The 13,679-nt window shown below is 47.3% G+C and carries 10 protein-coding genes; 2 read left to right on the top strand and 8 right to left on the bottom strand.

Annotated elements, in window-relative coordinates; genetic code table 11:
* Positions 1-3 precede the first annotated feature (3 nt).
* Entirely contained in the window at positions 4-3,174 is a 3,171-nt protein-coding gene (gene carB / locus MHUN_RS00610; RefSeq protein WP_011447189.1) for a carbamoyl-phosphate synthase large subunit, read from the bottom strand.
* A complete protein-coding gene (carA, locus tag MHUN_RS00605) occupies positions 3,174-4,229 on the bottom strand; it encodes a glutamine-hydrolyzing carbamoyl-phosphate synthase small subunit (RefSeq protein WP_011447188.1) in 1,056 nt (351 codons plus the stop codon). The genes carB and carA overlap by 1 nt, the downstream gene beginning before the upstream one ends.
* A 184-nt stretch (positions 4,230-4,413) precedes the next feature.
* Here carA and MHUN_RS00600 point away from each other — a divergent pair, with 184 nt between their 5' ends.
* Both MHUN_RS00600 and MHUN_RS16975 read left to right on the top strand, forming a co-directional pair.
* On the top strand, positions 4,414-4,959 hold the full coding sequence (locus MHUN_RS00600; RefSeq protein WP_011447187.1) for a pyruvoyl-dependent arginine decarboxylase: 546 nt from the start codon (positions 4,414-4,416) through the stop codon (positions 4,957-4,959).
* Between the two features lie 118 nt (positions 4,960-5,077).
* Positions 5,078-6,718 (top strand): tetratricopeptide repeat protein, encoded by a 1,641-nt coding sequence (locus tag MHUN_RS16975; RefSeq protein ID WP_011447186.1) that lies wholly within the window; start codon positions 5,078-5,080, stop codon positions 6,716-6,718.
* A 6-nt stretch (positions 6,719-6,724) separates the two neighbouring features.
* On the opposite strand, the gene MHUN_RS00590 is transcribed toward MHUN_RS16975, so the two are convergent.
* The 6 genes from MHUN_RS00590 to MHUN_RS00565 all read right to left on the bottom strand — a co-directional run bounded on the left by MHUN_RS00590 (position 6,725) and on the right by MHUN_RS00565 (position 13,677).
* Entirely contained in the window at positions 6,725-7,225 is a 501-nt protein-coding gene (locus MHUN_RS00590; RefSeq protein ID WP_011447185.1) for a chemotaxis protein CheD, read from the bottom strand.
* Positions 7,226-7,230: 5 nt separating this feature from the next.
* A complete protein-coding gene (locus MHUN_RS00585; RefSeq protein WP_011447184.1) occupies positions 7,231-10,263 on the bottom strand; it encodes an ATP-binding protein in 3,033 nt (1,010 codons plus the stop codon).
* Between the two features lie 3 nt (positions 10,264-10,266).
* Positions 10,267-11,295, bottom strand: a complete 1,029-nt coding sequence (gene cheB, locus MHUN_RS00580; protein ID WP_011447183.1) for a chemotaxis-specific protein-glutamate methyltransferase CheB — start codon at positions 11,293-11,295, stop codon at positions 10,267-10,269.
* 3 nt (positions 11,296-11,298) lie between these two features.
* The gene (locus MHUN_RS00575) at positions 11,299-11,661 is read right to left on the bottom strand and encodes a response regulator (protein WP_011447182.1); all 363 of its coding nucleotides are present in this window, start codon (positions 11,659-11,661) and stop codon (positions 11,299-11,301) included.
* A 66-nt stretch (positions 11,662-11,727) separates the two neighbouring features.
* Positions 11,728-12,549, bottom strand: coding sequence for a CheF family chemotaxis protein (locus MHUN_RS00570; protein ID WP_011447181.1), 822 nt, complete (start codon positions 12,547-12,549; stop codon positions 11,728-11,730).
* 30 nt (positions 12,550-12,579) lie between these two features.
* Positions 12,580-13,677: a hypothetical protein gene (locus MHUN_RS00565; RefSeq protein WP_011447180.1), complete on the bottom strand. Its 1,098-nt coding sequence runs from the start codon at positions 13,675-13,677 to the stop codon at positions 12,580-12,582.
* Positions 13,678-13,679: the final 2 nt, after the last annotated feature.

Here is a 13,679-nt window from a genome sequence, read left to right as displayed (position 1 = left end):
TATTCAGCGACCGATATAATGCTGTAGTGGTTCAATTGTCAGGTTCTCTTCCCTGACTGAATTGATAGCTTCCGCAGCTGCGACTGCCGCCTGCAAAGTGGTGATATAGGGTGTCCCATAATCTACAGCGACCCGCATTATCTGCTGATGATCATGGCGTGACTGCTTGTCAGCGAAATTATTGATGATAAGGCTGATCTCTCCGGCTCTTAGCATATCAAGTACATTCGGAGACCCTTCGGCAATCTTTCTGACAAGGTTTGCCGTAATACCCCTTTCTGCAAAGAATTCAACAGTCCCCGATGTTGCATAAATAGAGAGACCATTTTCAGTAAACGTCTTTGCAACCTGAAGTATCTGATCCTTAAGGTCATCAGTTACAGATATGAAGACGTTTCCTGATTTCGGGAGCCGGTTATGAGCGGCAATACTGGCCTTGTAATATGCCCGGCCAAAGTCATAATCGATCCCCATGACCTCTCCGGTGGATTTCATCTCAGGCCCAAGGACCGTATCAACACCGGGGAGTTTGTTGAAGGGAAGCAGAACTTCCTTCACGGCAACATGGGAGACCTCAATCTCCTTGTATGGCATATCAGCAAGTCGTTCACCCATCATCACACGCGCAGCTATCTTTGCCAGTGGTATTCCTACTGACTTTGCCACAAAAGGAACGGTCCGACTGGCACGAGGGTTTGCTTCAAGAACATATACCGTGCTTCCCTGCACTGCAAACTGAATATTTACAAGACCGACAACTCCAAGGCCAAGAGCAATCTTTCTGGTATAATCACGGACATCAGCCAGAATTTCAGGAGACAGGGACTGCGGAGGGATGACACAGGCTGAATCTCCGGAATGAACCCCGGCGGTCTCAATATGCTCCATGATTCCCCCGATGATAACATCAGTCCCGTCACAGACCGCATCAACATCAAGCTCAATGGCATTCTGTAAAAAACGGTCGATAAGAACCGGATGACTTTTCGAGACGCGAACTGCTTCACGCATATAGGTTGCAAGTTCCGTATCATCATGCACGATCTCCATCGCCCGGCCACCAAGGACATAGGACGGACGGACAAGAACCGGATAGCCGATTCGTTCCGCTGTTGCATATGCCTCCTGCTCACTATACGCAGATCCGTTTGGAGGAGTTGGAATGGAGAGTGAATCAAGCAGTACACTAAACCGGTCACGATCCTCGGCCATATCCATGGCATCAGGAGTTGTTCCAAGAATCCTGGTTTTCAGGTTTAACCGATCTATCTCATTCTTTAAGGGGACTGCCAGATTAACTGCGTTTTGACCACCAAACTGAACCATGACCCCGTAATAATCATCTTTTTGAAGGATATGTGAGACATCCTCCAGCGTCATTGGCTCAAAAAACAGCCGGTCAGAGGTATCGAAATCGGTTGACACCGTCTCAGGATTGTTATTGACAACATGAACCTCATAACCATCTTCCCTGAGAGCGGTAACCGCATGTACTGTGCAGTAATCAAACTCAATACCCTGCCCAATTCGGATAGGCCCTGAACCCAGAATCATGACCTTTTTCCGGTCAGAATGGGTTACTTCACAGACCTTATCCCCATAGGTTGAATAGAAATACGGTGTCTGTGCAGGAAATTCAGCAGCACAGGTATCTACCATTTTGTATACCGGAAGACCAACTTTTGATTCGACTTCAGAAACATCCTTTCCGGAATATTGAGCAATTTCAAGGTCAGAAAACCCAAATTCTTTTGCCTTGAGAATGGTTGCATCATCAGGGTGTGCAGTCAGGGCTTTCTCCATCTCAACAATATTCTGAATTTTTTCAAGCCAGAAGGGAGTTATCCTGGTTATCTCTGCGATCTCATTCAGGGTCATCCCCTGGCGAAGAGCGTCAAACAGGGCACCAAACCGCTCATCTGTCGGCCGTGAAAGGATCATTTTCAGTTCCGACAGGACTGTGTGATGTTCAACATCGGTATCAAGTGAGCGGAGTGCTTTGAGGAAGGCTTCTTCAACACACCGGCCGATTGCCATCACTTCACCTGTCGACTTCATTGCGGTTGTAAGAGTCCGGTCAGCAGTCTTAAACTTGTCAAAAGGCCACCGGGGGACTTTAACGACGACATAATCGATCGAAGGCTCAAATGAGGCAGGCGTCTTTCCGGTGACAGTATTTAAGATCTCATCAAGCCGGAGGCCGATTGCAATTTTTGATGCTACCCGTGCAATCGGATACCCGGTCGCTTTTGAAGCAAGAGCAGATGAACGGGAAACCCGTGGATTAACCTCGATGACACGGTACTCATCATCTCCCTTAAAGGCAAACTGGATGTTACAGCCACCCTGAACATCAAGCGCTCGGATGATCTTGAGAGCAGCATTTCTCAGGAGATGGAATTCGTCATCGCGGAGGGTGAGTATCGGTGCAACGACCACGCTCTCTCCGGTATGAACACCCATGGGATCAACATTTTCCATCCCACAGATGGTAATACAGGTATCATTCGCATCACGCATGACCTCAAACTCGATCTCCTTCCATCCGGCAACACTCTCTTCAATGAGAACCTGATGGATACGGGATTTTCCAAGACCCAGCTCAACTATCCGGCGGAGTTCATCTAGATTGTAGGCAATTCCGCCACCAGCTCCTCCAAGCGTATAAGCCGGACGGATGATTGCCGGAAAACCGACAACAGATGCTGCATGCTCCAGTTGATCCAGGGAACTGACAATGACAGAACGAGGGACTGGTTCACCGATCCGGTTCATGAGGTCACGGAATTTCTCCCGGTCTTCTCCTTCATAGATTGCTTTCAGAGGTGTTCCAAGGATCTTAACCCCTTCAAGAGCACCCATCTCAGCAAGTTCTGCCGTCAAGTTCAGACCGGTCTGACCCCCCATTCCGGAAAGAATCCCATCGGGCTTCTCTTTTTTAATGATCTTGGCAATGATATCTGCCTGTAATGGCTCGACATAGGTAACATCAGCCATGTCGGGATCTGTCTGAATAGTGGCAGGGTTTGAGTTCACCAGTACAACCGAAACTCCTTCTTCGCGAAGAGCGCGACACGCTTGTGACCCTGAAAAGTCAAATTCTGCTGCCTGGCCAATCTGAATCGGCCCTGACCCGATGAGAAGGACCTTTTTAATGGATGGATCCCGTGGCATCAGACCATCCTCCGAAACATGGTATCAAAATATTTTTCTTCAGTATCATGCGGTCCTGCATGCGCTTCCGGATGAAACTGAACGCAATAGATACCAAGTGAGGGATCCTCAAAACCTTCAAGAGTCCCGTCATTGCAGTTTACATAGGTAATTCTGCATCCTTCCGGAAGGGTATCGCCGTCAACAACAAATCCGTGATTCTGGGATGTAATGGAAATACTCCCATCAATGCATCTGACCGGCTGGTTTGCACCCCGGTGTCCGAACTTCATCTTTTTGCAGTCTGCACCAAGAGCGAGACCACATACCTGATTCCCCATACAAATACCAAAGACAGGCATCTGGCCAATCAGTTCGCGGACCGTTGCAATGGTCATCTGTGCCTGTTTAGGATCGCCCGGACCATTACTGATGAAGAGCCCATCCGGACGACAGGCAAGAATCTCATCAGCTTTTGCATCATGAGGAAAGACATAGAGGTCGCCGCCACGCGATGAGAGAGATTTAAGCATGTTTGTCTTGATTCCAAGATCCAGAACAGCAACTTTGGGTCCGGTACCAGGATTATGCCATGGTTTTTTACAACTGACATCAGGAATGAGGGATTGTGCGGTGATATCCGGGGTTTTCCGTGCCATCTCAACCGCTGCCTTCCAATCATCACTCCCGGTGATAAGAGCAGCACGAACGGTTCCCTGTTCACGAATGCTAATCGTAAGATGGCGGGTATCAATCCCGGATATCCCAAGAAGACCCTGTTCTTCAAAAAAAGAGTGGAGAGGAGGTGATTGCGCGGGTTTCCGGCAGAGTTCGTGGATAACGCACCCCCCTGCCCAGACACGCGGATTTTGAAAGTTTTCTGGATCAACGCCGTAATTTCCAATTAACGGATAGGTGAAAAGAAGAATCTGACCATGATAACTCGGATCAGTGAGAGCTTCCATGTATCCGGTCATCTGGGTTGTAAACACGAGTTCGCCTCCTGTTTCACCCTCAACTCCAAAGCCCTCTCCGAAGAAATATCGTCCATTCTCGAGTCCGAGCACTGCCTTCATGGTGAATATCCCATATGTGTTAGCCTGATAAGATTATAAGGTACAACCGGATAGGACCATCAAGCTCTATCTACGTAATTCAGACACACGGACTGAAGACCTGTGCTGACACAATTTTTGACTGTTTTTTGATACCTGTACAGACGGATTGTTTTTATGGTCAATCACAGCTCATGGATATAGAATGATGGTCCCGCGGAGAGTCTTCTTCACCGGAGGGGTTGGAGTTCATAAAGACCGGCTGGCATCCTTCGAAGCCGCACTGCGATCAGCAGGTATTGAGATGTTTAACATTGTCAATGTCTCAAGTATTTTTCCTCCAAATTGCATCGAGATATCACGGGAGGAAGGCCTGAGCATGTTAAAACCTGGAGAGATCGTGTATACGGTAATGGCCAGGAATGACACCAATGAACCAAACCGCCTGATGAGTGCTGCGATAGGTCTTGCTGTTCCTGAGGAGAAAAACCACTACGGCTATCTTTCAGAACATCATTCCTATGGGGAGACCCAGCTCCAGGCAGGAGAGTATGCGGAGGATCTTGCAGCAACCATGCTTGCAACCACCCTTGGTATTGAATTTGATCCTGACACCGCATGGCAGGAGCGGGAGCAGATTTACAAGGCAAGTGGCAAGATAATCAAAACATCACATATATGCACATCAGAAAAAGGTGACCCGGACGGCCGGTGGACAACCGTTCTTGCTGCAGCTGTATTTGTCATGTAAATGCTGCATTGGAAAGGACCATTGAGCAATGTATATAATCTATACACAGAATAATTCTACTATCAGCCTGTATACCCGGTAATTTTTCCGGGGAATTTTCACATACTCATTGATTGCTATGGATGCCGCATTACGCCGGGAGGTCAGAAATCTACTCCGTATGGGTGAATCAGCCCTTGAAAGGAAGGACTATGATCAGGCATCATTTTTATTCAGGAAAGCCTTCACACAGGACCCGGATAATGTTGCTGCGATAATAAATCTCGGGTATACCTATGTAAAAATGGGAAGGTTTTCCCATGCGAGAAAGTGTTTCACGACAGCACTTGATATTGACCCAGAGAACCCGGTCGCACGCAAAAACCTCACACTCCTGATGCGTCCCGGAGTGAAAACCGATCAATACCGTCCGAAATACCGGTCCAGGCCTGAAGAGGAGATTTATATCAGGTACATGCAATGGGGGAATCTCCTCATGGACCAGAAAAACTACTATGCGGCGATCCAGTATTTTGAATCCGCCAGCGCCATTCACCCGGATTTTATTGAACCGTTTATTAAAATTGGTCTTTCATACGAGGAACTGGGAGAATACTCTCTTGCGTGCAGAGCATTTGAAGAGGCCCTCGGAATTTATGCGGCTGATCCGGTGGCAAAAGAGCATCTGGAGCGATGCCAGTCCTTTGAAGGCCAGCCTAAACGGGAAACCGCATCCCCATCTGATAAAACTCCTTCTGAACCGGTAAGAACTGCACATGCACTGACTGATGATGAGTTATATGAAGAATCACCCGTACCAGAGGAAAAGACTCCGGGGGTAAAACCATCTGAACCTCAAAAACCCCAGACTGAAGCAGATATTGTTATGTCCATCCTCGCCCAGTACTCTTCTGACCAGGAACCTTCATCAGAAGAGAGCAGCGAACCAGAGAAAAAACCATCAAAGCCGGTACCGGAACCCGGAATATCTGCTGATGATCCGGTCATGAGCATCCTCATGCAATACAAGGATGAGATCCCTGAAGATGGAACCGCTGATACTGAACAGAACCCGGCTGAGGAACAAATTCCCCGGACTGGGGCAGCACCGCTAACCAATACTATGAAAGATAAATCAATCAAAGATTTCCGGGTAGATCTGAATGATAATCAAAAAGATGCGCTCAGGGAACTAGGGAATATTGGTGCTTCTCATGCAGCAACCACGCTCTCCACGATGCTGAACACCCCCATAATGCTGAATGTTCCGGAGATAAGTATCGTAGACCTTCATGCCATTAATGAGCAGATTGAACAGGGCCTTTCTGCCATGGTCGTCTTTACCATGGAAGGTCAGATGGCAAAAGCCGGGTATGTCATCCTCCATGTCCCACAGGAGTCAGTCATTCAGATGACCAGTATCATGCTTGGACTGCCCATTGAACCTGACCGGCCGCTTAATGAGATGGATGAGAGTGCCATCAATGAGATAGGGAACATCATGGTATCGGCCTTTCTTGATGGCACTGCAGAATTACTGGGAATTATTATGCTTCCCTCACCACCCAGGACAATTTTTGATCTCCCGAAAAATGTCTTTGATCTTGTGATTAAAGAAAGCAATATTCTCTATGATAATGTTGTCTTTTTCAAGACTGAACTGATATGTGATGAACATGAGCTCAGTCTGAACATATTTATGCTGCCAAACCCGCCGGTCTTGCTTGATATCGTTAAGATGCTTGAAAAGATAATCGAAGATTCAGCGGCAGGGATGTAAAAAAATTTAAATTTCTCTTGTTGTTCCGTCAGCCTGCCTGATGACTAACCGGCCGTTTTCTTTTGGATAATAGGTTACTGTCCTTCCAATGGTCCCGCCCAGGTCTTCCCGGACAATTGGGATGGATAATTCTTTTAAGATGGCCTTGAGTGCTTCAGCATTCCGCTCACCGATATTCAGGTTTCCTGAAAAGTTCTGAAACATGGAGGCGCCACCGGCAAGTTTTGCCTTCAGGTTGCTTACCTTGCTTCCTTTTTGCGTAAGTTCCTTAATCAGAACTTCAACCGCGGTATCAGCGTATTTTCCCGCCCTTTCATTTGGTTTCCCGCTTGATTTTGGAAGCATGACATGGGCAAGACCACCGATCTTTCGTGTTTCATCATGGATTACAAGACCGATGCAGGAACCAAGACCTATGGATGTCATGACAGTATCCCCTGTACTCCATTCACCAATACCGATGATGATGACCTCACGCTGGTCACTGCCGGTAATTGTCTCGCTCATTCAATTCAGCCTGATTTTGCTACCGCTATGACATTCTCCATTCTGGCAAAAATTTCTGCAAGCAGGGATCTGCTTGGAAGGAGGATTATATTTGCTTTAATCTCATGGGTTGCACAGGTCAGTTCAGTCCTGAACAACACCACTTCATCAACATTCTCCTTAATCTCTTGGGTAGCAATAATGGATTCAAGCGCAGCATGAGGCATATCAATGACCATAGAGGGAGGGGAGGGGATCATGATGATATTCAGCAAAGTGGCACATGCATCAAGGAACGATGAGGTCATAATATTCCCGATCTCATTGATGGCACTCCGGTCCATGTCATCAATCTCCCGGTTCAGCTCAGTCGTCCCAATCATGATATTGGTAAGCCTGATGATCGAATCCTCAGGAATGTGCAGTATAAGATACCCTTCACCTTTGATCTGGCCCTGTATCTGAAAGACCGTCATGGCGGCCATGACATCATCAAGATAATTGCGCAGATTCGCAAGATTGACCAGGATGATCTCAGGCACCCGGATCTGTATCATCGTACTCAGAATTGTAGACAGGGTTGTTGCAGCATGAGCTGCGCCAATATTTCCAAGTTCCCTCAGTTCATCGGCCTGTTGTTCACTAATAGCCAGATCTCCGTCTGCTATCACATTTTTTATCATCTTTTTCACCCTCCTTCCGCCTGATTTTCGTCCGGATTTCTGTCCTCCTTCCCGAAGAATTGCCTTCACATCAAGAACCGGCACTACTTCCCCGTCACCTGGAATCGTAACACCACTGACACCCTCACATGCTCCGACAAACTTCGAAAGTGGTTTTATAACCACCTCCTGCTGCCCTTCAATGAGATCTGCGATGATGGCACCCTTCCGGTTCCCATTCTGAAGAACGACGATGACCTCTTCTGACTTGGATCGGCCTAACATATCATCAAGCCGGTAAAGAACAATGATCTCATCCCGCATCAGCAGACCTTCTCCATTGCCGATGTTCTGGATAGGGAATGCAGCAAGGCTTGCAACCTCAGCAACGTTGGTAATCGGGATGGCACACCGCTTCCCATTGATCCGGATCATCATTACCATCACAATTGCCATCGTCGGAGGCAGGACCAGCTCAAATCTGCTCCCCTGACCAGGAACAGACTCAAGTTTTATTGTGCCCTGTAATGAGGCAATTGTGGTCTTCACGACATCGAGGCCTACCCCCCGGCCGCTGATATCAGTGATCTTATCTGCCGTTGAAAACCCGGGCTGGAAGAGGAGATCATATGCATCCTGATCACTCATTGATGCTGCAATCTCTTCGGTGATAAGACCCCGTTCAATAGCCTTCTTTTTAATCTTCTCAACGTTGACACCGCCACCGTCATCTTCAATGACAATAATGACATTATCCTTGTCCCTGGATGCGGAGAGGGTCAGCCTGCCTTTCGGGTTTTTCCCGTTTGCTATCCTGACATCCGGTGGTTCAATGCCGTGATCAAGAGCGTTTCTGATAAGATGTAAAAGCGGATCATTCAGACCGTCCATAACCGACCGGTCAAGTTCCGTGTCACCACCCTCGACCACGAAGTCAACTTCTTTTCCTTCTTTGGCAGCAATGTCACGGACCGTTCGTGGAAACCGGTTAAAGATATGATTCAGCGGAATCATCCGGATGTCCATCATCATGACCTGCAGATCAGATACCGATCTGCCGACCATGTTGAGGGTTTCATCGAGTTCTTTAATCTTATATTGCTGGGCGATCTGCTCAAGGCGGCCACGATTGATGACCAGATCCTCAACCAGGTTCATCATATGGTCAAGCCGGTCAATATCAACCCGGATATTTTTAACTTCCCGTTTTTTCTCTGCCTTATCTGCTGATGATGCTCGGATTCCGGCAAAAGAGGTACTATCTGAACCCTCCAAGGCAGCGCCGGGTTCTTTTGAAATCTCGGGTACTTCTACCCTGACAGAATAATTTTTGATATCTGAACCCTTGAGCAGGGCATGGATCTTCTCCTGTGGCTCGACTGTACTGAGGAGAATATCCATAACCCCGTTGTATGTATCGCTATCCTCGATGATCTCACGCTTTGGAGAGAGATGTAAAATGGTTCCGAGCCCCTCAAGGTTCTGAAGGAGCAGCATTGAACGAAGATTACGTGAATCAACCGAAGACGAAATCTCCACGTGGATTTCATACCTGAAACCGGTGTCTGAAGGACCCTTTGTTAGAGGAATGGCAGGTTCATCTTTCGCCTGGGGAACACCAGATACTTCAGCGGGTATGGCAGGCTCAGAGATCGTCCGGGTTTTAATATCCGATACACCGAGAATGGTTTCTATTGCACTCTTTCCGGCATTTGTCCGAAATTCCAGGGTGACGTTCCCGGTGAAATTCTCATCATCCTCAACGATAGTCCGTTCAGGAGAACAGGTAACAATCTCGCCGATACTTTCCAGATTCTGAAGTATCAGCATCCCACGAAGGTTTTTGTTATCTACATTGTCAGCAAGTGAGAACGTTATTGTGTATGTCAGACAACCTGACCCGTAATCCTGATCATATGCAGGACCTTCATACATATCACCAGCTGTATCAGATGAGGGAGGTTCTATAGGTGCAGGGGTCTTTGGTGCAGGTTTTACCACCTCCTTCTCTTCATCCGCTGACAGCCAGCGTTTCAGACTTTTTACCCGCTGGTCCTTATGATCCAGCTGTCCATCACCACCAGCCTCGATCTCATCAATCATCAGTTCGATATCATCTGCACCACCGAGGAGATCATCAACCAGTGACTGGGTTACCTCAAGTCGGCCACTCCTGATCTGTGAGAAGACATCCTCAAGAGCATGACAGATCTCTTCCATGTGTGAAAATCCCATGGATGCAGACATGCCCTTGAGTGAATGAGCAGACCGGAAGATCTCATCTATCGCATGAGAATCTGTACCCTTTTCCAGAACTAGAAGATTGCTGACAATACCCTCAAGGTTTTCCCGCGATTCTGCAACATAGAGACTCCGGTATGCATCCAGATCAGACATAATTCACCCGTTCATTGCCCTGATAGTTTCAACGATCTTTTCAGGAATTGCCTGCAAAGAGAGCACATGATCCACACAGTTCCGGGATAATGCTGAACGCGCCATCCCGTAGACAAGACAGTCCTCTTCCCTGCATACTATCGTGACTCCGCCTGCCTTTTTTATCGCCTCGGTACCTTCGCCACCATCATTTCCCATCCCGGATAAAATTGCGGTGACACAGTGATTGCCAAACACCTGCGCTGCAGAGATGAACGTCTTATCTACCGCGGGTTTTACATTATGAACCGGTGGAGAGTCTGTCAGGATAATTTTGCCACTCTGACTGCCACCTTTGTCAAGGACAGACGAAATAATGGTATGAAATCCTGCTCTGGAGACGAGAACGGTACCGTTTTTTAAAACATCCCCGTTCTCCGTTTCCCGAATCTGCAATGGTGAGATTCTGTTCAGACGCGCCGCAAGTGCTGCAGTAAATCCGCCTTTGGGCATGTGCTGAGTGATAATCACCGCTGCATTCAGATCTGAGGGTAGTTTTGACACGATTGTATCAAGCATCGGTGGTCCTCCGGCTGATGAACCGATAAGCACAACATTCCTGGCATTACTATCCTTTAGTACAGGTTTTGCCGTAATGTAGGCGATCGTACAGATATTTTTTATTTTATGCTTTAACTCTCCACCAATCTCACGGATATTCTTAATTCCTCTTGGTTTCAGCATAAAGTCATCAGCACCAAGAGCAATAGCCCGCTTTGTCATCTCTGCCCCTTCAGAAGTCAAAGAGCTTAAAACCAAGGTTTTAGGAAACCTGTCAATCTCCTTTTTCCTCTCAAGCATTGACAATCCGTCAAGCCTCGGCATCTCTATGTCCAGGGTGATAAGATCTGGTTTCAGTTCCCTGATCTTATCCAGCGCTTCAAGACCATCAGATGCGACACCAACAATCTGAATATCCGGATCATCGGAAAGCATGTCCTGTACTACAGTCCTGATAAAGAGTGAATCGTCGATGACGAGAACCCTGATCATGTGTTAAGCACCAAGGACATTTCCAATTTCTTCCAGAACCTTTGGAGCCTGGAACGGCTTTACAATATAACCTCTCGCTCCGCTTTTAATTGCAAGTTTCACCATCTGTTCCTGACCAACCGCCGTGCACATGATCACTTTTGCATTGGCGTCAAGTGCTTTGATGGCTTTTAATGCCTCAATGCCATTCATCTTTGGCATGACCACATCCATCGTAACAAGGTCAGGTTTCAATTCTCGGTATTTGGTAACGCCGATATCACCATCTTCAGCTTCCCCGACGATCTCGTGTCCCCCGGAGCTGAGTATGTTCTTGAGCAAGGTCCGCATAAACAATGTATCATCGACAATCAGGATTCGTCCCATGGGTGAACGGTTCCTCCTATGAATTAAACGATATTAATTGGTAAAAGGATTGTGGAATATCTGGTCTTACGAAGGTGGCTTGAGTGCGTCGGTGATGTATCTGACACCCTTCGGAGTCAGTTGCACTTCCTTTCTGACCATTACAACATCCACGAGTTTTAACTTTAAAAGAGTCTCGTATATTGCATTCAGTTCTTCAGGCGGAAGGCTGAGCATGTTTTCAATCGATTTCGTATCCATTCCGCTGTAGATAAGCATGGCGACCTGGGCAGTCTGGGCATCAAGCTGATCCAGCTCAGACCCTTTCATGTCCATATCCTTGGTTGCATCACGAAGGAAATTGTATAAAACCTGCAGAGTTGAGAGCGGACAGAGGATGAAACTGGTGACAACTTCGCCACCCTCAAGGTGGTCGATCTTAATCACATCAAGTTTCTTCTTTTGTAATTCCCGTTTTGTCAGCTCAAGACTTGCGACCTCTTTTAACGGCACGCTAATCTGCTTATCCTGACTTACAAACCAGATGCCGGTCTTTAAAACTGCAATAGCCCCCTTCTCCCATTTCGCATCAGTTACGAGAACGCCACCTCTGATAGCCGGTGACATGAAATGGGCCATGATCCTGTATGCATTACAGGCCATGATGATCTTCTTGGTAAGAATCGTAAGGACTTTTTCAACCGATGCGATCTTGTACGGGCGCTCGGTCTTGTCCGGCATCGTGACGAGGAGCGTGATCATCTGTCCGCGTTTCTGAAGATCAACAATACTCCGGTAGCTGACTGTGACATTCCATGGATCTTTGAGAACGATACCGTCATTTCCGATATCGATTCGTGAGGTCACCCATGACCCGCCTTTTTCCAGTTTTGCCGGAACCTCTGCCATAGTCTCCTTTCAGATATCTTTTCGTGGTATTTATCTTCTTTTTATTCTTCGGTTGATGATAGTCATGATCTCCTGAAGCTCTTCAGCAAGTTCCTCAGCAGTCACATGAACATCCTTCAAATCCCGCAGAAGTACATCATCATCCTTCTTCTTCAGGTCTTCGATATCAGCCTTCAGTGAAGCGATAAGATCATCATCGCCCCCACCCTTCATCTGACTGAGTTCAAACTGTTCTTCCCCGCCGGAGTCGTCATCCTCCTGACCATACATATAGGGAGTATCTTCAGATGAACTGTAGGTAGAAAGATCAGAAGAACTGATCGTATCTCCCCCTTCAAGATTGGAGATCACATCACCGCCGGAGTCAGAGCCTATGTCTATGGTACTTGAGTAGATAGCGTCGATCTCGTCAGGACCCTGGTCATCATCCAGGATAATCTCCTCTTCCTCATCCTGGGTTGAGATATCCATCTTTTTCACGTCAGAATCGGAGGGGATCTCAGGCATGACCTCCCCTTCTCCATAAGGAGTCCGGATATTGTCAAACTCCGGATTTACTGAGTCAAGTTCAGCATCGATGTCAAGACTGTCATCAAGATCCAGACCTTCCAGAAGGTCGGCATCAAATGTAGTATCATCTGATTTTACACTATCAGATGCCACGCCCGCTTCTTCGATCTCCTCTTCTTTATCTGCCGTTTTTTCAGGCATTTGAGACTTTTCCTTCTTTTCTCTCCCTTTCTTCTCTTCCTTGGCCTTTTTCTTCTCATCACGGGACTTTTCAGACCGTGCGGGGAGCTTTATTGCAGGGAGAGCGATAGATGGTATCTTTATCTTACCGGAGAGTGATGAAAAGATTCCTTCGCCTTTCGCCTTCTCTTTTCCTTTCTCTTTTGGCTGCTTCTCTTTTTTAGGTTTTTTGGGCCTGCTTTTCAGCCAGTACCGCAAATCCTGAATTAATTCTGACAGGATGATAGTGCCGGTAATGACCAGCAGAACGATGGCTATGCCAATGACGCCCATCATCAGATACAGGACGGGAATATCGAAGATAAGAAGAACTGAACCCCCAAGGACTATTGCTACAAATATGACCAGCCGCCGGGTAGAGTCTGAGAGTTCAACCATCG

The organism is Methanospirillum hungatei JF-1 (assembly GCF_000013445.1).
GTDB classification, from domain to species: Archaea; Halobacteriota; Methanomicrobia; order Methanomicrobiales; family Methanospirillaceae; genus Methanospirillum; species Methanospirillum hungatei.
This window is presented reverse-complemented; position numbering and strand designations above follow the sequence as displayed.